Origin of the sequence: Variovorax boronicumulans, from assembly GCF_019352895.1 — a bacterium.
Lineage (GTDB): Bacteria > Pseudomonadota > Gammaproteobacteria > Burkholderiales > Burkholderiaceae_C > Variovorax > Variovorax boronicumulans_A.
Genome location: NZ_JAAAFX010000004.1, coordinates 553,386 through 574,340 on the forward strand (window position 1 = coordinate 553,386; position 20,955 = coordinate 574,340).

21 protein-coding genes are annotated in these 20,955 nt (G+C 69.9%); 7 read left to right on the plus strand and 14 right to left on the minus strand.

Annotated elements, in window-relative coordinates; translation table 11 throughout:
• Positions 1-114 precede the first annotated feature (114 nt).
• Both K0H49_RS04175 and K0H49_RS04180 read right to left on the minus strand, forming a co-directional pair.
• Entirely contained in the window at positions 115-1,221 is a 1,107-nt protein-coding gene (locus K0H49_RS04175) for an LLM class flavin-dependent oxidoreductase (RefSeq protein ID WP_219209864.1), read from the minus strand.
• Between the two features lie 37 nt (positions 1,222-1,258).
• Positions 1,259-2,287 carry an ABC transporter substrate-binding protein gene (locus K0H49_RS04180; RefSeq protein ID WP_219209865.1) on the minus strand — a complete coding sequence of 343 codons (1,029 nt, stop codon included), beginning with the start codon at positions 2,285-2,287 and terminating at the stop codon, positions 1,259-1,261.
• Positions 2,288-2,423: 136 nt separating this feature from the next.
• Between K0H49_RS04180 and K0H49_RS04185 the strand changes: the two genes are divergently transcribed.
• The 3 genes from K0H49_RS04185 to K0H49_RS04195 all read left to right on the plus strand — a co-directional run bounded on the left by K0H49_RS04185 (position 2,424) and on the right by K0H49_RS04195 (position 5,666).
• Positions 2,424-3,635, plus strand: a complete 1,212-nt coding sequence (locus tag K0H49_RS04185; RefSeq protein ID WP_219209866.1) for an acyl-CoA dehydrogenase family protein — start codon at positions 2,424-2,426, stop codon at positions 3,633-3,635.
• Positions 3,636-3,664: 29 nt separating this feature from the next.
• Complete coding sequence (locus K0H49_RS04190; protein ID WP_219209867.1) at positions 3,665-5,308, plus strand: rhodanese-related sulfurtransferase; 1,644 nt, start codon at positions 3,665-3,667, stop codon at positions 5,306-5,308.
• A 136-nt stretch (positions 5,309-5,444) separates the two neighbouring features.
• Positions 5,445-5,666: a hypothetical protein gene (locus K0H49_RS04195; protein ID WP_219213021.1), complete on the plus strand. Its 222-nt coding sequence runs from the start codon at positions 5,445-5,447 to the stop codon at positions 5,664-5,666.
• 135 nt (positions 5,667-5,801) lie between these two features.
• On the opposite strand, the gene K0H49_RS04200 is transcribed toward K0H49_RS04195, so the two are convergent.
• From K0H49_RS04200 to hpaH, 10 genes are all read right to left on the minus strand, one after another.
• The gene (locus tag K0H49_RS04200; protein ID WP_219209868.1) at positions 5,802-7,283 is read right to left on the minus strand and encodes a DEAD/DEAH box helicase; all 1,482 of its coding nucleotides are present in this window, start codon (positions 7,281-7,283) and stop codon (positions 5,802-5,804) included.
• Positions 7,284-7,394: 111 nt separating this feature from the next.
• Positions 7,395-8,273, minus strand: coding sequence for a KPN_02809 family neutral zinc metallopeptidase (ypfJ, locus tag K0H49_RS04205; RefSeq protein WP_219209869.1), 879 nt, complete (start codon positions 8,271-8,273; stop codon positions 7,395-7,397).
• 49 nt (positions 8,274-8,322) lie between these two features.
• Positions 8,323-8,574, minus strand: coding sequence for a hypothetical protein (locus tag K0H49_RS04210; RefSeq protein ID WP_219209870.1), 252 nt, complete (start codon positions 8,572-8,574; stop codon positions 8,323-8,325).
• Positions 8,575-8,700: 126 nt separating this feature from the next.
• Positions 8,701-9,267 carry a dCTP deaminase gene (gene dcd, locus K0H49_RS04215; protein WP_219209871.1) on the minus strand — a complete coding sequence of 189 codons (567 nt, stop codon included), beginning with the start codon at positions 9,265-9,267 and terminating at the stop codon, positions 8,701-8,703.
• Positions 9,268-9,324: 57 nt separating this feature from the next.
• A complete protein-coding gene (guaD, locus tag K0H49_RS04220) occupies positions 9,325-10,617 on the minus strand; it encodes a guanine deaminase (protein ID WP_219209872.1) in 1,293 nt (430 codons plus the stop codon).
• Between the two features lie 57 nt (positions 10,618-10,674).
• Positions 10,675-11,772, minus strand: coding sequence for a BMP family ABC transporter substrate-binding protein (locus K0H49_RS04225; protein ID WP_219209873.1), 1,098 nt, complete (start codon positions 11,770-11,772; stop codon positions 10,675-10,677).
• Positions 11,773-11,856: 84 nt separating this feature from the next.
• Positions 11,857-12,804: a fumarylacetoacetate hydrolase family protein gene (locus tag K0H49_RS04230; protein ID WP_219209874.1), complete on the minus strand. Its 948-nt coding sequence runs from the start codon at positions 12,802-12,804 to the stop codon at positions 11,857-11,859.
• Positions 12,801-13,673 carry an extradiol ring-cleavage dioxygenase gene (locus tag K0H49_RS04235; RefSeq protein WP_219209875.1) on the minus strand — a complete coding sequence of 291 codons (873 nt, stop codon included), beginning with the start codon at positions 13,671-13,673 and terminating at the stop codon, positions 12,801-12,803. The genes K0H49_RS04230 and K0H49_RS04235 overlap by 4 nt, the downstream gene beginning before the upstream one ends.
• 14 nt (positions 13,674-13,687) lie before the next feature.
• On the minus strand, positions 13,688-15,157 hold the full coding sequence (locus tag K0H49_RS04240) for an aldehyde dehydrogenase family protein (RefSeq protein WP_219209876.1): 1,470 nt from the start codon (positions 15,155-15,157) through the stop codon (positions 13,688-13,690).
• A gap of 150 nt (positions 15,158-15,307) precedes the next feature.
• The gene (gene hpaH / locus K0H49_RS04245) at positions 15,308-16,111 is read right to left on the minus strand and encodes a 2-oxo-hept-4-ene-1,7-dioate hydratase (protein ID WP_219209877.1); all 804 of its coding nucleotides are present in this window, start codon (positions 16,109-16,111) and stop codon (positions 15,308-15,310) included.
• A 261-nt stretch (positions 16,112-16,372) separates the two neighbouring features.
• Between hpaH and K0H49_RS04250 the strand changes: the two genes are divergently transcribed.
• Positions 16,373-16,681: a DUF1161 domain-containing protein gene (locus K0H49_RS04250; RefSeq protein ID WP_257624582.1), complete on the plus strand. Its 309-nt coding sequence runs from the start codon at positions 16,373-16,375 to the stop codon at positions 16,679-16,681.
• Positions 16,682-16,686: 5 nt separating this feature from the next.
• Here K0H49_RS04250 and K0H49_RS04255 read toward each other — a convergent pair whose 3' ends face one another.
• Together K0H49_RS04255 and K0H49_RS04260 are read right to left on the minus strand one after the other, a co-directional pair.
• Complete coding sequence (locus K0H49_RS04255; RefSeq protein WP_219209879.1) at positions 16,687-17,130, minus strand: GNAT family N-acetyltransferase; 444 nt, start codon at positions 17,128-17,130, stop codon at positions 16,687-16,689.
• The gene (locus K0H49_RS04260) at positions 17,127-18,044 is read right to left on the minus strand and encodes a LysR family transcriptional regulator (RefSeq protein ID WP_219209880.1); all 918 of its coding nucleotides are present in this window, start codon (positions 18,042-18,044) and stop codon (positions 17,127-17,129) included. Before K0H49_RS04260 ends, K0H49_RS04255 begins: the two co-directional genes overlap by 4 nt.
• Before the next feature lie 128 nt (positions 18,045-18,172).
• Here K0H49_RS04260 and K0H49_RS04265 point away from each other — a divergent pair, with 128 nt between their 5' ends.
• From K0H49_RS04265 to K0H49_RS04275, 3 genes are read left to right on the plus strand one after another with little or no spacing between them, the layout of a single operon-like run.
• Positions 18,173-19,108: a hydroxymethylglutaryl-CoA lyase gene (locus K0H49_RS04265; protein ID WP_219209881.1), complete on the plus strand. Its 936-nt coding sequence runs from the start codon at positions 18,173-18,175 to the stop codon at positions 19,106-19,108.
• Between the two features lie 13 nt (positions 19,109-19,121).
• A complete protein-coding gene (locus tag K0H49_RS04270) occupies positions 19,122-19,934 on the plus strand; it encodes a CaiB/BaiF CoA transferase family protein (RefSeq protein WP_219209882.1) in 813 nt (270 codons plus the stop codon).
• A 35-nt stretch (positions 19,935-19,969) separates the two neighbouring features.
• Entirely contained in the window at positions 19,970-20,950 is a 981-nt protein-coding gene (locus K0H49_RS04275; RefSeq protein ID WP_219209883.1) for a tripartite tricarboxylate transporter substrate binding protein, read from the plus strand.
• The last annotated feature ends 5 nt before the right edge of the window (positions 20,951-20,955 follow it).

The window sequence follows — 20,955 nt, forward strand, 5'->3', positions numbered from 1 at the left end:
TCTGGGGGAAGGCGGGGATGGGGGCTCGCGGCGCATCGACCGGTGCGGCGATCTCAAAGGCCGCGGGCCCCCACCCCCACCCTCCCCCAGCGGGGGAGGGAGAAAGAAAAAAGCTCAGGCCGCCTTGCGCGCCGACGCGATGCGCTGGGCCACCAATTCGTGCGTGCGCGGGATCAGCTCGCGGCCGTAGTCGCTCGCATCCTCCAGCGGGTCGAAGCCTCGGATCAGGAAGGTGGTCACGCCCAGGTCGTAGTAGTCGAGCAGCGCATCGGCGACCTGCTCGGGCGTGCCGACCAGCGCGGTGCTGTTGGAGCGCCCGCCGATCTCCTCGGCCACCGCGGTCCACAGGCGCTTGTCGACGCGCGAGCCCTGTGCGGCCGCGGCCAGCAGGCGTTTCGCGCCTTCGCTCTGCTGCGGCCCGCCGCGGTTGTAGCCCTGCACCACGCGCAGGCGCTTGGTCTCGGCCAGGATGCGCTCGGCGCGTGCCCAGGCGGCCTCCTCGGTCTGCGCGAGGATCGGCCGGAACGACACCGAGAAGCGCACGCTGCGCCCATGCTTCGCGGCCTCGGCGCGCACGCGCGTGGTCAGCTCGCGCGCCTGGTTCAGGGATTCGCCCCACAGCGCGTACACGTCGGCGTACTTGCCGGCGACCGGGATCGCCGCCGCCGAAGCGCCACCGAAGTACACCGGCACATGCGGCGTGCCGTGGCGCGTCTGCACCGGCTTGACCTCCGAGAAGGCGTTCTGGAAGCGGTAGTGCGCGCCGTCGTGGTCGAAGGGCTTGTCGGCGGCCCACACCTTGTGCAGCACCTCGAGGTACTCGTCGGTGCGCGCATAGCGCTGGTCGTGGTCGAGCCAGTCGCCGTCGCGTTTCTGCTCGTCGTCGGAGCCGCCCGAGATGTAGTGCACCGCGAGCCGGCCGCCGCTGAACTGGTCGAGCGAGGCGAACTGCCGCGCCGCCAGCGTGGGCGACACGAAACCGGGCCGGTGCGCCAGCATGAAGTGGATGCGCTCGGTGACCGAGGCGGCGTAGGCGACGGTCAGCGTGGCGTCGGGGCCGGTCGAGTGGTGCGGCACCAGGATGCGGTCGAAGCCCGCGTTCTCGTGCGCCTGCGCGAAGGCCCTCACGTAGTCGCGGTCGATCGCGGGACCGCTGGGCGCATGGACCTCCGAGACCTTCTGGCCCTGGATCATGCCGATGAATTCGATGGGACTGCTCATGGGTCTTTCCTTCAATGGGAATGGGCTGGCAAGAGATTCAGGCGGCCGAAGGACGGCGCAGCACCTTGTCGAAGCTGCGGTCCCACAGGGGCCGCACGTCGGCCGGGCCGTCCAGCACGCCGAGTTGGAGGAAGGCGTCCGCGACCGCCTGGTGACTGCGGATCGCAGCCTCGCTGCTGGCCACCAGGCTGCCGTCCTGGCTGCGGTTGTTGTAGAGCTCGAGGATGTCGCCCACCGGCACCCGCGTTTCCCTGGCCTGCGCCTCGGCATAGACGCGGTAGTTGTCGTTGCTCCACGCATAGGCGCGCTGCAGCCGCTGCAGGTAGTCGGCGATCGCGGCCTGGCGCAAGGGGTCGGCGATGGCCTTGGGGTTCGCGTAGATCAGGAAATTGCCCGACAGGTAGCCGACACCGGTCTTGAGCGTGCGTGCGCCGTAGCGGGTGCGCGCCAGCTGGCCGTTGTAGCCCCAGATCGCCCAGGCATCGAGATCGCCGCGCGCAAAGGCCGAGAGCCCATCGGCCGGCGTGAGGTTGATGGCCTGGATGTCGTTGAAGCCCAGCCCGGCTTCGACCAACTGCTTGTAGAGGTAGTAGTGGGCCGTGGTGCCGCGCACATAGCCCACGCGCTTGCCGCGCAGGTCGGCCACGCTGCGCACCGGCGAATCCTTGGTCACGAAGGTGCCCTGGTTGTTCAGGTCCTCGTGGTAGACCGCGACGATGCGCACCGGCGACCTGGCACGCGCCGCGAACACGGGCGGAATCTCGCTGCCCGAGCCGAGGTCGAGCGCATCGCCGTTGATCGCCTCGATGTGCAGCACGCCGGAGTTGAACTCCTTCCATTCGATGCGATAGGGCGTGTCGGCCAGGCCCGCGGACTGCAGCAGGGTCTGGTGCAGGCCCTTGTAGAACGCGATGCGCAGCGTCACGCCCGACAGCGACGGCGCGCTGGCGGCGTGCGCCGCGGGCCAGCCTCCTGCCGCCGCGGTGGCGACGCCGCCGGCGGCCTGCAGCCATTGGCGACGCGACCACGCGCGCTGCGGCAGGCACTCGCTGGATTCGAATGGCATGAACACGGTCCTTCAAAGCGGATAAGAGGACCGAGACCGTAAGCCCCGTCCGGTCGAAACCCAAGAAGGAAAAGCGCGTTTGGATATGCGCGAAACTTTGTTCGCCCGGCCGGGGCCGGCGCTTACCGTCGAGGGCATGAGCCCCCATGCCCTGCAACGCCCCGCCCTTCCCTTCGACACCGGAATCGACGACGTGGTGCTCGCGCAACTGACGGCGCGCTTCGCCGCGACCGCGGCCGACCACGACCGATACGGCAGCTTTCCGCACGACAACTTCGCCGCGCTGCAGCGGCACGGCCTGATCGCGCTGGTCGCGCCCACTGCCGTTGGCGGCGGCGGCGCCTCGCTGGGCACGGCACGGCGGGTGATCGCGGCGGTGGCGCGCGGCGAGCCCGCGACCGCGCTGATCCTGACCATGACCTACCTGCAGCACAACGCCATCGCACGCGCCGACAGCCGCTGGCCGCGGCACCTGCGCGAGCGCGTGCTGCAGGACGCAGCACAGCACGGTGCACTCATGAATTCGCTGCGCGTGGAGCCGGCGCTGGGCTCGCCCGCGCGCGGCGGCCTGCCCGACACCATCGCCCGCCGCGACGACGAGGGCTGGACGATCGACGGCCACAAGCTCTACACCACCGGCATCGAGGGCCTGGGCTGGCTGTCGGTCTGGGGCCGCACCGACGAGGACGAGCCGCGGGTCGGCACCTTCCTCGTGCCGCGCGATGCGCCCGGCGTGCGCGTGATCGAGAGCTGGGACCACCTGGGCCTGCGCGCCTCGGGCAGCCACGAAGTGGTGTTCGAGAACGTGCGCATCCCGCTCGACCATGCGGTGGACCTGCGTGCACCGGCCGACTGGGCGCCCGACGCCGGCAGCCAGACCGACATCGACGGCCACGCCACGCAGCAGGCCTGGATGGTGGTGATGCTGGGATCGCTCTACGACGCCGTCGCGCAGTCCGCGGCCGACTGGCTGGCCGGCTTTCTCAACGAACGCGCGCCGGGCAGCCTGGGGGCGCCGCTGGCCAGCCTGCCGCGCGTGCAGGAACAGGTGGGCGAGATCCGCGCGCTGCTGCGCAGCAACCGGGTGCTGCTCGACCATGCGGCAGCCGAGGTCGATGCCGGGCGTGCGCCCAGTGCGGTCGACAGCGGCCTGCTGAAATTCACCGTGACGCGCGATGCGGTGCGCGCCGTGGAGATCGCGTTGCAGCTGTGCGGCAACCACGGCCTGAACCGCCGCAACCCGCTCGAGCGCCACTACCGCGACGTGCTCTGCAGCCGCATCCACACGCCGCAGAACGATGCCATCCTGGTCGCGGCCGGCAAGGCCGCGCTGCGTCCCGCGGCCTGACGGGCCCCGAACGATCGACAATCCCTTCCATGACCACTGCCACCGCCACGCTCACCTGTGCCGACGTCCGCCGCCACCTGCTCGCCCGCGAGCCGGAGATCGCGCTGATCGACCTGCGCGAGGAAGACCCCTTTGCCCAGGAACATCCGCTGTGGGCCGCCAACCTGCCGCTGTCGCGCATCGAGATCGAGGCCTGGCGCCGGATCCCGCGGCGCGACACGCTGATCGTGCTGTACGGCGAACACGGCGGCATCGACCTCGCGCCCCAGGGCGCGAAGGTCTTCGCCGCGCTGGGCTACACGCATGTCCACCTGCTCGAAGGCGGCCTCGAAGGCTGGCGCGCGGCCGGTGGCGAGCTGTTCCGCGACGTCAACGTGCCGAGCAAGTCCTTCGGCGAACTGGTCGAGCACGAGCGGCACACGCCTTCGCTGTCGGCACCCGAGGTCAAGGCCCTGGTCGACGCGAAAGCCAATGTGGTGGTGCTCGATGCGCGCCGCTTCGACGAGTACCAGACCATGAGCATCCCGTCGGCCACCAGCGTGCCCGGTGCCGAACTGGTGCTGCGGGTGCGCGCGCTGGCGCCCGACCCGAGCACGCAGGTGATCGTCAACTGCGCGGGCCGCACGCGCAGCATCATCGGCACGCAGTCGCTGGTGAACGCCGGCATCCCCAACCCCGTGGCGGCGCTGCGCAACGGCACCATCGGCTGGAAGCTGGCCGGCCAGGTGCTGGACCACGGCGCCGATCGGCAGGCCCCCGCCGCGCTGTCCGACGCGCAGCGCGCCCAGGCCCAGGCCGATGCGCGCCGCGTGGCCGACGAGGCGGGCGTGCGCCGCATCGCGCTGGCCGCCCTGCACACGCTGGAAGCCCCCGCCCGCACCATCTACCGTTTCGACGTGCGCACGCCCGAGGAATACGCGGCCGGCCATCTGCCGGGCTTCGCGAACGCGCCCGGCGGCCAGCTGGTGCAGGAAACCGACCACCAGGTGCCGGTGCGCGGCGCACGTATCGTGCTGGCCGACGACGACGGCGTGCGCGCCTCCATGAGCGCCTCGTGGCTGGCGCAGATGGGCTGGGAGGTCTATGTGCTGAGCAGCGTGCCCGACACGGCGGCGCTCGGCGAGAAGACCGTGCCTGCGCCCGCCTACCCGCCGGTGGCCGCGGTGGTGGCGGAGATCACGCCCAGTGAACTGGCGGCGCTGCTGAAGCTGCCTTCAGGCACGGCCGTGATCGACGTGACCACCAGCGCCAACCACGTCAAGCGCCACATCCCGGGTGCCTGGTGGGCGATCCGCGCACAGCTCGCGGATGCGCTGGCGGTGGTCCCGGCCGCGCAGCGCTATGTGCTGACCTGCGGCAGCAGCCTGCTCGCGCGCTATGCCGCGGCCGACCTGCGCGCGCTACTCGATGCGCGCGGGCAGCAGGAGGTCGAGGTGGTGGTGCTCGCGGGCGGCAACGCCGCCTGGTTTGCCGCCGGCTTCGAGGGCGAGAGCGGCGAGGCGCGGCTGGCCAACCCGCGCACCGACCGCTACCGCCGGCCCTACGAGGGCACCGATGCACCCGCCGAGGCCATGCAGGCTTACCTCGACTGGGAGTACGGCCTGGTCGCGCAGCTGGGGCGCGACGGCACGCACCATTTCAAGGTTATCGATCAGCCGGCGAAAGCGGCTTGAAAGCATCGCAACGCGGCCGTGACACCATGTCGGCCGGGTAAAGGATGGCGGGCGGCGGCCGCGGCCGTCATCCGCCGAAGGGCCTGGGCGTTGGTTGTGAACATCCACAACAACACGTGTCAGGAGCTTTGCCATGATCAGACTTCCCGTCCTTGCCTTGTCCGCCGCCGCGCTGGCGGCAGCACTCACCGGCTGCGTGGTCGCGCCGGTGGGCCCCGCCTACGCGGCCCCGCCGGGGGTGGCCTACGTCGCGCCGACCTATGTGTCGCCAGGTGTGGGATTCGTCTGGGCCTACCACCCGCGCTACGGCTGGGGCTGGCACCACCCGCAATACGGTTGGCACCGTGGATGGAGATAGGCTCTCCCCCGAGGGCTTCGCGCACTGCGTGTCGCTTCGCCTTCCCCCACCAGCGGCCCGGCAAAGCCGGTTCCGCGGTGTTTCACGAAGGGAAAAGGAGCACACGGAGCCCTGGTCGGGCTCGGCGTCTGAGCCTCAGCTCGGCTCGGCGCTCTTGAACAGCGCCGCGACCTTGCGCTTGGGCTTGATGTTGCTCGAGATGCCGCGCGCGGGGGCGGCCTTGGCGGCAGCCTCCCAGGCGGGCGTGGTGTCGGGCTCGCCGGCTTCGTAGGGCTTGTCGAAGAACGGGTCGCGCGAAGCCGAGCGGTGCGGACGACCACCCACCGGGCCGCGCGCGGGGCTGCTGCTGCGCACTTCGGGGCGCGGCTCGCGCGGCGCATCGAGCTTGTCGAGCACGTCGCGTGCATCGCCGGCCTCGCCCTCTTCGCGCCAATGGCGACGGCCGTCGTTGATGCGGCCGCGCGGGCGGTCTTCCTCGTACTCCATGGCCTCGAGCTCGATCGGCTTCTTGATCAGCTTCTCGATGTCGGCCACCAGGCGCGCGTCGTTGCCGCCGCTGGCGAAGCTCACGGCCAGGCCGGACGCGCCTGCACGGCCGGTGCGGCCGATGCGGTGCACGTAGTCCTCGGCGTTGAACGGGATGTCGAAGTTGAACACCGCCGGCACGTCCTTGATGTCCAGGCCACGGGCCGCGACGTCGGTGCACACCAGCAGGTCGACTTCGCCCTTCTTGAAGGCCTCGAGCGCCTTCAGGCGTTCGTCCTGGCTCTTGTCGCCGTGCAGCGCGGTGGTCTTGAGGCCTTCACGCTCGAGCGAGCGGGCCAGCCGGGCGCAGCCCAGCTTGCTGTTCACGAAGACGAAGGCCTGCGTGATGCCGCGCTGGCGCACGATCTGCTTGAGCGCACGGCGCTTGTCGTCGTCGCTCACGCTGTAGAAGCGCTGCTCGACGGTCGATGCGGTTTCGTTGGGGCGCGCCACCTCGATGGTGACCGGGTCCTGCAGGTAGCTGCCGGCCAGGCGCTTGATCTCGGGCGAGAAGGTGGCCGAGAACAGCAGCGTGATGCGCTGCTTGGGCAGGTAGCTCAGGATGCGCTGCAGGTCGGGCAGGAAGCCGATGTCCAGCATGCGGTCGGCCTCGTCGAGCACCACGTACTCGACCTGGTTGAGCACCGCGTTCTTGGCTTCGATGTGGTCGAGCAGCCGGCCGGGCGTGGCGACCAGCACCTCGACGCCCTTTTTCAGTTCCAGCGTCTGGGGTTTCATGTCCATGCCGCCGAACACCACCGCGCAGCGCAGGTTGGTGTACTTGGCATAGAGCTTGACCTGCTGGGCGACCTGGTCGGCCAGCTCGCGCGTGGGAAGCAGCACCAACGCCCGCACCGGATGGCGCGCGGGAGAGGTGGAACTGTTCTCGTGCTTGAGCATGCGCTGCAGCAGGGGCAGCGAAAAGGCGGCCGTCTTGCCGGTGCCGGTCTGGGCGGCGCCCATCACGTCCTGACCCGACAGCACCACCGGAATGGCCTGTTCCTGGATCGGCGTCATGGTCTCGTAGCCCATTTCGGCTACGGCGCGCGCCAGCGGTTCAGCCAGCGAAAGATTGGAGAAGGAGCTTGTCATGAAGCCCGCTATTGTCGCACCGCGGCAAAAAACGGCGATGACAACGCGGAAAAGCGGCTTTCCGGGCCCTTCGGGTGGCGCGAAAACGACGCGCCACCGCCCTTACATTCTTTACAACTGCTTGGCCGCGAAGGTGTCGCAGGACTGCATGGTGCCGGTCTTGTAGCCCGCGCCGAACCAGCGCTGGCGCTGGGCGCTGGTGCCGTGCGTGAAGCTGTCGGGCACCACGGCCCGGCCGGCCGAGCGCTGCAGCGCGTCGTCGCCGATCTTCTGCGCCGCATTCATGGCCGATTCGATGTCGCCCGGGTCCAGCCATTGCTTGGACTGCTGCGAACGGTTGGCCCAGACGCCCGCGAAGCAGTCGGCCTGCAGCTCCACGCGCACGCTGACCGCGTTGTTCTGGGTCGGACTCAGCCGCCCGCGCATGCCGTCGACCTTGGCCGTGATGCCCAGTTCGTCCTGCACGTGATGGCCCACCTCGTGCGCGATGACATAGGCCTGGGCGAACTCGCCCGGCGCCCCGAGGTCGCGCTTGAGCGTGTCGAAGAAGCCCAGGTCGATGTAGACCTTCTTGTCGCCGGGGCAATAGAAGGGGCCCATGGCCGACTGGCCGGTGCCGCAGGCCGTGGGCGTGGCGCCGCGGAACAGCACCAGCCGCGGTGCCGTGTAGGTGCTGCCGTTCTGCTGGAAGACGGCGGTCCAGGCCACCTCGGTGTTCTTGAGCACCGTCGAGACGAAGGCCGCCTCGCGGTCGTCGGGCGGCGGTTTGTGGGCCGGGCCCTGCTGCTGCACCTGCGGGGCGGACTGGCCGCCGCTGAGCAAACCCAGCACGGTCAGCGGGTTGATGCCGAAGATCCAGCCCGCGATCAGCGCGACCGCGACGGTACCGATGCCGACGCTGCGCCCTCCGATCGGAAAGCCACCGCCACCGCCACCGCCATCGCGGCGGTCTTCGACGTTGTCCGACTGTTCGTTGCCTTCCCATCTCATCGCGCGCTCCTTCGCCGGTGGATGACGGCGACGCCCGGATCGTACGCGCTCAACGGGCGGAAACGTAACTGACGTTCAGCATGCCGGCCGGCGCGGCGGACGGCGCCGGCGTGGCGGCCAGCGACGCGTTCAGCACGTGGGTGCCCTGGCGTTCGGCCGCGTAGAACTGCGCGGCCTTCTCGACCTGGGAACGGGTCAGCGACACCATCCAGACGATCTGGACCAGCACGACGCCCGAGAGGACGGCGAGCAGCAGCCAGCGAAGGGGACGGGTCTCGCGCTTGGCAGTCGAGGGGGTCATGGGGGCTCCGGTCCCGCGGGCACAGCGCGGTCGGATGCGATCTTGCCGCGCCGGCCCCCGTGGTCCGGGGGCGACGGAGCGCAAACGGCTGTAGGACCGCAGCGGCCCCACGCCTCGGCCTGGACCTCAGGCCTTGGGCAGCGTCACGCCGCGCTGGCCCTGGTACTTGCCGCCGCGGTCCTTGTAGCTCACTTCGCAGACCTCGTCGCTCTCGAAGAACAGCACCTGCGCGCAGCCCTCGCCCGCGTAGATCTTGGCCGGCAGCGGCGTGGTGTTGCTGAACTCCAGCGTCACGTAGCCTTCCCACTCGGGCTCGAAGGGCGTGACGTTGACGATGATGCCGCAGCGCGCATAGGTGCTCTTGCCCAGGCAGATGGTCAGCACGTTGCGCGGAATCCGGAAGTACTCGACGGTGCGCGCCAGCGCGAAGCTGTTGGGCGGGATGATGCAGTAGTCGCCGTGCATGTCGACGAAGCTCTTCTCGTCGAAGTTCTTCGGATCGACCACGGTGCTGTGGATGTTGGTGAAGACCTTGAATTCGGGCGCGCAACGGATGTCGTAGCCGTAGCTCGAGGTGCCGTAGCTGATGATCTTCTGACCCGCGGCCTCGCGCACCTGGCCCGGCTCGAAGGGCTCGATCATGCCGTTCTGCTCGGCCATGCGCCGGATCCACTTGTCGCTCTTGATGGTCATGTCGGGGTGTCCTTAGGGGCCGCTATTCTAGGCACCCCGTCGCCCGGACCGGCCCGCTCAGCCCGGCAGCGCCTGCGAAATCACCGTGCGCTCGATCAGCCGGTCGTCGCCCAGCACGATCATCGCGAACAGCAGCTCCTCGAGGTTCTGCGCCAGCCCGGTCTTGCGCGCGAGCAGCGGCGTGGCCTGGGGATTGATCACCACGAAATCCGCTTCGCAGCCCGGCTGCAGGTTGCCGATGGTGCCGGCCAGGCCCAGCGCCTCGGCCGCGCCGCCGGTGTGGCGCCACCAGAGTTCGGACGGGGCGATGCTGATGCCGGGCTTGGTCTGGCCCTCGCGGCCCACGTAGTAGGCGGCCAGCATGGTGGCGAAGGGGCTGAAGCTGGTGCCGCCACCCACGTCGCTGGCCAGGCCGTAGGCATAGCCGATGCGGTCGGCGCCCTCGAAGTCGAAGAAGCCGCTGCCCAGGAACAGGTTGCTGGTCGGGCTCACCGCGGTGGCGGTGCGGGTGGCGCGCATCAGTTGCCGGTCGGCGTCGTCGAAATGGATGCAGTGCGCATAGACCGCGCGCTCGCGCATCAGGCCGAAGCCGTTGTAGACCTCGAGGTAGGAGCGCGCCTGCGGGAACAGCTCGCGCGCCCACTTCACTTCGTCCTTGTTCTCCGCCACGTGCGAATGGACCCAGGTGTCGGCATAGCGCGCGGCCAGCTCGCCCGCGCCGCGCAGCTGCGCATCGGTGCTGGTGGGCGCGAAGCGCGGGGTGATGGCATAGCCGAGGCGGTCGACCTTGTGCCACTTGCGGATCAGCGCCTCGGTGTCGACCAGGCTCTGCTCGGTGTCGTCGCGCACGCCGTCGGGCGAGTGGCGGTCCTGCAGCACCTTGCCGGTGATCATGCGCAACTGGCGGCGCTGCGCGCTCTCGAAGAAGGCATCGACCGATGCCGGGTGCGAGGTCGCGAAGGTCAGTGAGGTCGTCACGCCGTTGCGCAGCAGCTCGTCGAAGAACACCTCGGCCACTTCACGCGAATGCGCGGGATCGGCGAACCGGCTCTCGGCCGGGAAGGTGTAGTTCTCCAGCCAGGGCAGCAGGCCGTCGGCGGGTGCGCCGACGATGTCGGTCTGGGGGAAGTGGATGTGCATGTCGACGAAGCCCGGCGCCAGGATGCGGCCGGGCCAGTGCGTGACCGCGGCATCGGGATGGCGCGGCGCCACGGCCGCATGGCTGCCGGCATCGAGCACGCGCTGGCGGCCCTGGTCATCGGGCGCGACGACCAGCAGGCCATCCTCCTCGTAGAGGGGTCGACCGTGGTCGTCGAAGCGCAGGAGGGCGGCGCGGTAGGCTCGTTTCATCGTGGCCGAAGCCTAGCGCAAGACGCGCCGGCGCCGATCCGCCCCCGCGTATAGCGGCTATCGGGCGACACGCCCCTGCACACCCTCGACCAGCCAGTTCATCTTGAGGATCTGCTCGTCGGTCAGCGCGCTGCCCCTGGCGATCTCCACATGCCCTTCGTTGTCGCGCACGTCGGCCGCCACGGCCGCGAATGGCTGCAGCTTGCCCGCCGCGATGTCCTTCTGCCGCGCCAGCACCTCGTCCTGCACCGCCTTGGGCACCTTGGGTCCGAAGTCGCCCACGCGGATCATTCCCTCCTTGACGCCGCCCCAGAGATTGCCGGTCTTCCAGCTGCCGTCGAGCACGGCGCGCGCACGCTGCGTGTAGTAGCCGCCCCACTGGTGCGTGACCGCGACGATCTGCGCATCGGGCGCGACCTTGCGCATGTCGGAGTGGTAGGCCACGGCCATCTTGCCGCGCTCCTGTGCGGCGGCCATCACGGCGGTCGAGCCGGTGTGGAAGGCGATCACGTCGACGTCCTGGTTGAACAGCGCCATGGCCGCGTCGCGCTCCTTGGGCGGGTCGAACCAGACGTCGAGCCACACCACCTTGACCTGCGCCTTGGGGTCGACCGAGCGCATGCCCAGCGTGAAGGCGTTGATGCCCTGCAGCACCTCGGGGATCGGGAAGCCCGCGACATAGCCCGCCACGTGCGTCCTGGTCATGCGCCCGGCCGCCACGCCGGCCAGGTAGCGGCCCTCGTAGTAGCGCGCATTGGCGGCCGCGACGTTGGGCGTGGTCTTGTAGCCGGTGATCGACTCGAACTTCACGTCGGGGAAGTCCTTCGCGACCTTCAACGTCGGCTCCATGTAGCCGAAGCTGGGCGTGAAGATCAGCTTGTTCCCCTGCTGCGCCAGGTCGCGGATCACGCGCTCGGCGTCGGCGCCCTCGGGCACGTTCTCGACGAAGGTGGTCTGCACCCTGGGGCCCAGCGCGGCCTCGACGGCCTTGCGGCCCTGGTCGTGCTGGTAGACCCAGCCGGCATCGGCGAGCGGCGCGACATAGACGAAGCCGATCTTCAGCGGCGGTGCAACGGGTGCGGTCGCGGGTTGTGAAAAGGCGGGAGACGAAAAGCAACAGGCAGCCGCGAGCGCGGCCACGAGGTTTTTGTACATGGTGTTCCTCTACATGGCCCCGGTGAATGAAAAACGCGTTGCAGCCGGGACGCCTGCAACGCGGGGCGGTATTTTAAGCCACCGTCATCGCCCCGCCTTGGCCTGGCGCAGGTTGTCCTTCAGATGCGCGGGCACGCGCTCGTCGAAGCCCAGCGCCACGCGCCGCACCTCGGGCGTGTCGGTGGGCGCATGGCCCACGCCGAGCGCGCTGGCGCGCGGCGCGTCGATGGCCACCACCGTGCCCTCGACCCGGCCGATGCCGGTGATCTCGCAGGCCACCACGTCGCCCGCATCGACCGAACGCGAATGGCAGGGCGTGCCCATGAGGATCACGTCGCCCGGCACCAGCGTGATGTGGCGCGCGATGTCGGCGATCACGTAGTGCGGGCCCCAGATCGTCTCGTCGCCGATGTGGGCTTCCTGCACCACGCGGCCGTTGACCGTGGTGCGCAGGGTCTGGGCGAACAGGTCGACGCCGCGCACGATGCCGGGCCCGATGGGCAGCAGCGTGTCGGCGCCTTTGACGCGCAGCATCGAGCCCTGGTCGGTGTCGCGGAAGTCCTGCAGCCCCATGTCGAGCGCGGGACAGAAGCCCTCGATGAAGTCCCAGGCCTCGTCGGGCGTGACGTTGCGGCAGGTCTTGCCGATCACCACCGCGTACTCGCCCTCGTAGTTGAGGTACTTCACATCGGCCGGCTTGAGGATCTGGCCGCCGTGGCCGTTGAGCGCCGTCGGCGGCTTGGTGAAGTAGGTCGGCGTCTCGCTGGGCTTGGGCTTGTTGCGCGTCTCGTGGCTGCGCGAGCGGTAGGAGATGTGGACCGCGATGATCTTGCTGGGCGAGACCGGCGGCAGGTAGTGCCGGCCTTCGGCCTCGAGCAGCCGGCCGTCGTCGAGCCGCAGCCGGCCGGCGTCGGCGCCCTCTTCCACCACCGTGCCCCAGAAGGCGCTGCCACCCACCAGCACGCGGCGGCGCTCGACGCGCGGGCCGCGCATCACCGCGGGCAGTTCATCAAACGGAAATTCGAAGTTCATGGCGTTCCCTGAAACCACATGTGGATGTTGCCGGTGCCTCTCGCGTTTTCATATGCGGAGAGCGTCTCGCCCGGCGTGCGACATTGCGCGCCGCCCAGCGCGCCCAGCATCTGCAGGTAATGCGCGCCGAAGGCCTCCCAGGGCAGGCGGCGGTACTCGGTGTCCCAGCGCTCGAGGATCTGGTCGTGGCGGCCCTGGCGCAGCAGCTCGATCGCGCCCTTGTCGCTCGCGATGTTCTCGGGCCGCGACACGTTGCTCTCGTGGAAGATGCGCGGATGGTTGGGCTTCCAGTCGATGCCGTTGAACTTGTGGCTCAGCGCGCCCGAGGCGATGAGCAGCACGCGCAGGTCGCTGCGTTCGATGGCCTCGCCGACGGCCTCGCCCGACTTCAGGAAGTGAGGCCACTCGCAGTTCTGGCACGAGCTCACCGTGACCACCGGCAGCGCAGGCTCCTCGAAGCGCAGGTGCTTCACGAGGTTGATGGTCGGGTACTGCCGTCCCAGGTCGGGGTGGGCGATCACGCGGTTGTAGCCGCCGCGTTCGCGCGACACCGTCTCGATGGCCTGCGCCAGCGCCGGATGGCCGCGGTAGTCGTAGGGCACGCCGTGCAGGTACCAGGGCATCTCGTCGGAGGTGTACATGCCGCTGTACTGACGGCCGCCGTCGACCAGGTGGTAGCCGGTGGTGAACCAGTGGGTGTCGAAGATCACCGCTACGTCGGGCCTGGCCTCGGCGATCTTCGCGCGCAGCCGGGCGTAGCCGGCGATCAGGTCCGAGTCCTCGCCCGCGCCCTGGAGCCGGCGGAATTCCTCGCACTGCATCAGGCCCGGATGGTGCGAGACCAGTGCGGCGCCAACGATCGTTCCCATGTGTTGTTTCCTTTTCAACGGTGGCTGAAACTGGCCTTGAAAGGCTTCTTCGGGACCACGACATCCTTGACGTCGCAGAAGAACTCGAAGCTCCAGTCGCCCCCCTCGCGGCCCACGCCGCTCCTCTTGATGCCGCCGAAGGGCGCGGCCAGGTCGCGGATGCCGAAGCTGTTGACCCAGATGAAGCCGGTGCGCACCCGCTGCGCCACCGCCGTCGCATGCGCGGTCTCGCCGTAGCAGACGCCGCCCAGGCCGTAGTCGGTGCCATTGGCCAATGCGATGGCCTCGTCGTCGTCGGCAAAGGTCTGCAAGGTGAGCACCGGTCCGAAGACCTCGTTCTGCACGATCTCGTCGTCCTGCTGCAGGCCGGTGAGCATGGTGGGCTGGAAGTACTGCGCGCCGAAGCCGTGCCTGGCGCCGCCCCACAGCAGCTGCGCGCCGCCGGCCACCGCGCGCTCGACGAAGCCGGCCACGCGCTCGACCTGGCGCGGATGGATGATCGGCCCGACCTCGGTGGATTCCTCGCGCGGATCGCCGACCGTGAGCTTCTCGACGTGGCCGCGCATCGCGGCGACGAAGGCCTCGGCCACCTTCTCGTGCACCAGGAAGCGCGTGCCCGCGAGGCAGACCTGGCCCGCGTTGCGGTACATCAGCGCGCCGGTCGCGGCGGCGGCCTCGAGGTCGGCGTCCTCCAGCACGATGAAGGGGCTCTTGCCGCCCAGTTCCAGGCTGCAGGGCACGAGGTTGGCGCCGGCCGCCTGCGCGATGGTCCTGGCGGTGGGCACCGAGCCGGTGAAGGACACGCGGGCGATGCGCGCGTCGGCCACCAGCGCGGCGCCGGTGCGCGCGCCCGTGCCCTGCACCACGTTGAACACGCCCGGCGGCAGGCCGGCCGCGTGCGCGGCATCGGCCAGCAGCGAGCAGGTCAGCGGCGCCCACTCCGGCGGCTTGAGGATGCAGGTGTTGCCGGCCGCGAGCGCGGGCCCGAGCTTCCAGGTCGAGAGCATCAGCGGCGCGTTCCAGGGCGTGATGATCACCACCACCCCGGCCGGGTCGTGGCGCACGATGTGATGCGCCTGCTCGGTGTCGATGGGCCGGTCCTGCAGCGTCAGCGCGTGCTGCGCGAACCAGCGGATGTTGAGCATGGCGCGCGGCACCACGCCGTGGCGCATGCGCGAGAGCAGCACGCCGGCGTCGTTGCTCTCGAGCAGGCAGAAGGCCTCGGCGCGCTGGCCGATCTCCTCGGCGAAGCGGTCCAGCAGCGGCTGGCGCTCGGCCGCCGTCAGCGCGCTCCAGGCCGGAAAGGCCTTCTGCGCGGCGGCGATCGCGGCCTCGACATGCGCGGCCGTGCCTTCGGCGATCCGGCCCAGCAGGCGCTGGTCGATCGGGCTGTGCAAGTCGAAATGCTGGTCGGACGGCACGCGGCGGCCGTCGATGTAGTGGTCGGGGGACACGGCGATGCCGGCCACGTCGAGGGTTGTCATGGGTACACCTTCACAAGTCGGTTGTCCATTGCGCTACACGCCGCCCGCAGCCGACGAAACGGGTGCAGCCAAGGCGAGAGATACCGCGGAACCGGCTTTGCCGGGCCGCTGGTATCGCCACCTTGAGGGGGTTCGGGGGTGGGCTTCATTTCAGACGAAGCGGACGGAGATGGAGCCGAGCGGCCCGTAGTCCGCATGGAACACATCGCCCGCCGCACAGGGCACGGGCCGGGTGAACGAGCCGCCCAGCACGATCTCGCCGGCGTCCAGGCCCTGGTCGAAGGCCGCGAGCTTGTTGGCCAGCCAGGCCACGCCGTTGGCCGGGTGGTTGAGCACCGCGGCGCCCAGGCCCGATTCCTCGATCACGCCGTTCTTGAACAGCAGCGCGCCGGCCCAGCGCCAGTCGACCGCATCAGGCCGCATCGGCCGGCCGCCCAGCACGATGGCGGCATTGGCCGCGTTGTCGGCGATGGTGTCGAGCACCTTGCGCGGCGCCTTGGTCTCGCGGTCGAACTGCTCGATGCGTGCGTCGATCAGTTCCAGCGCGGGCACCACGTAGTCGGTGGCGTTGAGCACGTCGAACAGCGTCACGCCCGGGCCCTTGAGCGGCTTCGCGAGGATGAAGGCGAACTCGGTCTCGAAGCGCGGCACGATGAAGCGGCTCGCCTCCACCTCGGCGCCGTCGCGCAGCAGCATGTCGTCGAGCAGGGTGCCGTAGTCGGGCTCGGTGATCTGCGAGGCCAACTGCATCGCGCGCGAAGTCAGGCCGATCTTGTGGCCGATCACGCGCCGGCCCTCGGCCAGGCACAGCTTCATCCACTCGGCCTGGATCGCGTAGCTGTCCTCGATGGTCATCGTGGGATGGCGGCGCGAGAACTGTGCGAGCTGCACGCGACTGCGCTGCGACTGCTGCAGTTCGCGCGCCAGCGCGGCGTGGATCGACGCATCGAGCATGGGGGTGTCTCCGTCTTGGGGTTCAGGGTGCGGGCCACGAGTTTCGGCCGCGCACTGCGCCCTCACAAGCAATGGTTTCGGAGACATTCACAAGCAGAGATTGCGAATTGAGGAAGCGCCGGGTCCGCGCCAGTCCGCGCGGCTGAAGCATTCAGTTGCAGGCGGGGGACTGGATGCTGGCAACCTCTGGACTTCATGGAAAAAAGAAATCTCCTTCAACGACACGCTTCCGCCTGGCCATACCTCGGGCTGGCGGCCCTGATGCTCACCGGCGCCGCCCACGCGCAGAACAACACCGGCGCGAGCTGCGAGACGCTGCGCGCACAGATCGAGTCGCGCATTGCCGCGGCGGGCGTGGCGCACTTCAGCGTCACCACGGTCGACGCCAACGCCACCGCGAAGGGCAAGGTCGTGGGCAGTTGCGAGCTGGGCTCGAAGAAGATCGTCTATGAGACGACCGACGCCACCGGCCCCTCGCAGAGCACGGCGGCCCCGAAGCCGCGCGGTGCGGCCATCGTCACCGAGTGCCGGGACGGTTCGGTCTCGATGGGTGGGGACTGCCGGAAGTAGCGCGCTCAGCCCGCGCCGTCAGCGCGCGAGGCCAGCAGCAGGTAGGCCCTGTCGCCCTCGCCCCCGCGGCCGATTTCGGTGAAAGCACACGCGCCATAGAAGCCCAGCGCCGCTTCGTTGCGGCTCAGGCACTTGAGCACGAAGCGCGTGCGAGGCCAGCCCGGCAGCGCATGCAGCAGGGCCCGGCCCACGCCGCGCCCCATCCATGCACGGTCCACATACAGGTGATGGATGAACTGCTCGGGCTCCCAGAGCGCGATGAAGCCGACCGGCCGCGCCGCCTCGTCCTGCGCCACCCAGAGCCTTTCGTCCTGCGTCTGCGCGTCGAAGTCGGCCAGCGCAAAGGCCTCGGCGGGCTGCCACACGAAGGTCTCGCGGCGCGAGCGCAGGAACAGCGCGCGCAGCGCGGGGGCGTCGGCGGCCTCGGCGCCGCGGATGGTGATCGTCATGCGCCGGCCTCCTCGGCCTCGCCCTTCTTGACCAGAAACTCCACCATCTTCGCGGCCGCGGGCTGCAGGCTCTCGGCCTCGCGGTAGCAGATCGCGAAGCGCCGCCGCGCCCATGTCTCCTGCAGCGGGATCACCTTGACCATGCCCATGCGTGCGGAGGCCAGGCCGACCTGGCGCGGGATCACGCTGATGCCCAGGTTGGCCGCCACCACGCGCAGCGCGGCGTCGAAGTTCGACACCACCACGCGGTAGCTCAGCGTGCGGCCGGCGCGCGCCGCAGCGCGGTGCAGCATGGTGTGCACCGCCGTGGCCGGGGGCAGGCCCACGTGCTCGAAGTCCAGCGTCTGCTCGAAGCGCAGCGTGCGCCTGCGCGCCAGCGGATGGTCGGGGTGCACCGCCACCGCGAGCTCGTCGCGCCGGTAGGGCCGGTGCTGCAGGCCCTCGAAGCCGATGCTGTCCCAGCACACGCCCAGCGACGCGCTGCCCTCGCGCACCATGCGCACCAGGTCGCGCGAGAAGCGCTCCTCGATGTCGACCTTGATGTCGCGATGCGCCGGCTCGCGCATGAAGGCCGCCACGTCGTCGAGCAGCGATTCGGCGATGGCCGAGGCGCTGGCCACCAGCCGCACCTGGCCCCGGATGCCGCCCGCGAAGGCCGCCACGTCGGACTCGATGCGCGCCAGGGTGAACAGCAGCGTGCGCGCATGCTCCAGCAGCGCCAGCCCGGCCGGCGTGGGCTCGACGCCGCGCCGCCCGCGCACCAGCAGCGGCGCGCCCAGCTGATGCTCGAGCTGGGCGATGCGCTTGCTGATGGCCGAGGGCTCGATGTGCTCCTGCGCCGCCGCCTGCTTGATGCTGCGGTGGTCGCACACGGCCACCAGCAGCCGCAGGATCTTGAGATCGAGGTCTTGCATGGGCTGGATGTGAGAGATTCCGATCCGGAATTTTGCCTGTTCCCATTTACCACTTTAGCCAGCGATCGGGAATTCCTATAGTTCTCCGACAGCGTGCCGCAGCCTGCGGCCCGACCCGGAGACACACGATGAATGGATTGCCCGCCCGCGCCACGGTGCGCGAAGTCGGCCTGCGCGACGGCCTGCAGAGCATCGCCACGGTGCTGCCGACCGAGCGCAAGCGCGAATGGCTGCGCGACGCGGTGGCCGCGGGCCAGCGCGAGATCGAGGTCGGCTCCTTCGTGCCGGCGCGCCTGCTGCCGCAGCTGGCCGACACGGCCGAGCTGCTGGCCTATGCCAAGACCCTGCCGGGCCTTTCGGCCTCGGTGCTGGTGCCCAACCTGCGCGGCGCCGAGAGCGCGCTCGAGGGCGATGCCGACCTGATGATCCTGCCGCTGTCGGCCAGCCACGCCCACAGCCTGGCCAACCTGCGCAAGACGCCCGACGAGGTGGTGGCCGAGCTGGGCCGCATCCGCGCGGCGCGCGACGCCTCGGGCCGCAAGACGCTGATCGAGGGCGGCGTGGGCACGGCCTTCGGCTGCACACTGCAGGGCGCGGTCGAACCGGCCGAGGTGCTGCGCCTGCTGCAGGCCCTGCTCGATGCGGGTGCCGACCGCGTGAGCCTGGCCGACACCGTGGGCTATGCCGACCCGCTGTCGGTGAGCCGGCTGTTCGATCAGGCGCTGAAGATCGCCGGCGACCGCTTCTGCTGCGGCCACTTCCACGACACGCGCGGCCTGGCACTGGCCAACGTGCTGGCCGCGGCGCAGCTGGGCGTGAGCCGCTTCGACGCCTCGCTGGCCGGGATCGGCGGCTGTCCGCATGCGCCCGGCGCGAGCGGCAACGCCGCCACCGAGGACCTGGGCTTCATGCTGGCCGCGATGGGCATCGACACCGGCCTCGACATGGACGCGCTGCTCGCGCTGCGCGCCAAGGTCGCGGGCTGGCTCGCGGGCGAGCAGACGAACGGCGCGCTGTGGCGGGCCGGCCTGCCGAAGACCTTCCCACGCGCCGCGGCGCACTGAAAGAAACGTTTCCATGAGCACTTCCCCGACCGCCACCGGCCTGCCGCTCGAAGGCGTGCGCGTCGTCGAATTCACCCACATGGTCATGGGCCCGACCTGCGGCATGATCCTGGCCGACCTGGGCGCCGAGGTCATCAAGGTCGAGCCGCCCGGTGGCGACAAGACACGCCAGCTGCCGGGCCTGGGCATCGGCTTCTTCCGCAGCTTCAACCGCAACAAGAAGAGCGTGGTGCTCGACATCCGCACGCCCGAGGGCCTCGCCACCGCGATCGAGCTGATCGGCCAGTGCGACGTGATGCTCGAGAACTTCCGCCCCGGCCTGATGGCGCAGCTGGGCCTGGACCACGCCACGCTGTCGGCGCGCCATCCGCGCCTGATCTACGTGAGCCACAAGGGCTTCCTGCCCGGCCCCTACGAACACCGCACCGCGCTCGACGAGGTGGTGCAGATGATGGGCGGCCTGTCGTACATGACCGGCCCCGAGGGCCGGCCGCTGCGCGCGGGCACCAGCGTGAACGACATCATGGGCGGCATGTTCGGCGCGATCGGCGTGCTGGCCGCGCTGCGCGAGCGCGAGCGCACCGGCCGCGGCCAGGAGATCCAGAGCGCGCTGTTCGAGAACTGCGCCTTCCTCTCGGCCCAGCATGTGCAACAGTTCCTCATGACCGGCGAGCCCGCACCGCCGATGCAGGCCGAGGACGGCAGCCCGACGCAGGTCGTGCTGCTGCCCCTGCTCATGGGTGGCCGGCGGCCGGGCGTGCGGCAGCCGCTGGCGAAGATCGGCGAGCACACCGACGAAGTGCTGGCCGGACTGAACGCGCGCTGAATCCCATTCGATTGACACAAGACGGAGACAAAGAAATGAACACAGCCATTGCACGCCGCACCCTGCTCGCCCTGGGCGCCGCCGCGCTGTGCGCGGCAATCGGGCTGGCCAGCGCACAGAACACCACGCCGCTGCGCGTGATCCTGCCCGTGGGGGCGGGCTCGGGCGTCGACACCATCATGCGTTCGGCCCAGGTCGCGCTGTCGAAGGCGCTGGGCGGCCAGCCGGTGGTGATCGAGAACCTGCCCGGCGCGGGCGGCATCAGCGGCACGCAGGCGGTGGTCAAGGCCGCGCCCGACGGCAACACCGTGGGCGTGGTGTCGAACAACCACGCGGTGAACCCCAGCGTGTTCAAGAAGATGCCCTACGACGGCATCGCCGACCTCACGCCCATCACCGTGATCGGCGGCTCGCCCTTCGTGCTGGTGGTGAACCCGGCCAAGGTGCCGGCGAAGAATGCCAAGGAACTGCAGGCCTTCCTCAAGGCCAGGCCGGGCGCCTACAACTACGGCTCCTCGGGCAACGGCACCATCATCCATCTGGCGGGCGAGATGTACATGGAGGCCGCAGGCGTCGAGGTGCGCCACATCCCGTACAAAGGCATGGGTCCGATGCTGGCCGACATCGTGGGCGGCCAGGTCGAGATGGGCGTGGGCGCGGTGCCCGCGGTGCAGGGCCACCTCAAGGCCGGCACCTTGCGCGCCATCGGCGTGATGGGCAAGCAGCGCGTGGCCTCGCTGCCCGAGGTGCCGACCATCGCCGAGCAGGGCTTCCCGAGCGTGGACGTCGAAGGCTGGTTCGCGCTGGTGGGGCCGGCGAAGCTGCCGGCCGCGCAGGTCAAGCGGCTGCACGACGCCATCGTCGCCGCCTTCAACGACCCCGAGGTCAAGGCCGCGATGGCGCGGCAGGACAACTTCATCGCCCCCACCACGCCCGAGGCCGCGGCGCAGTTCTTCAGGACCGAGCAGGAGCGCTACGCCCGGCTGGTGAAGAAGGCGAACGTGCAGGTCGAGTGACGGCG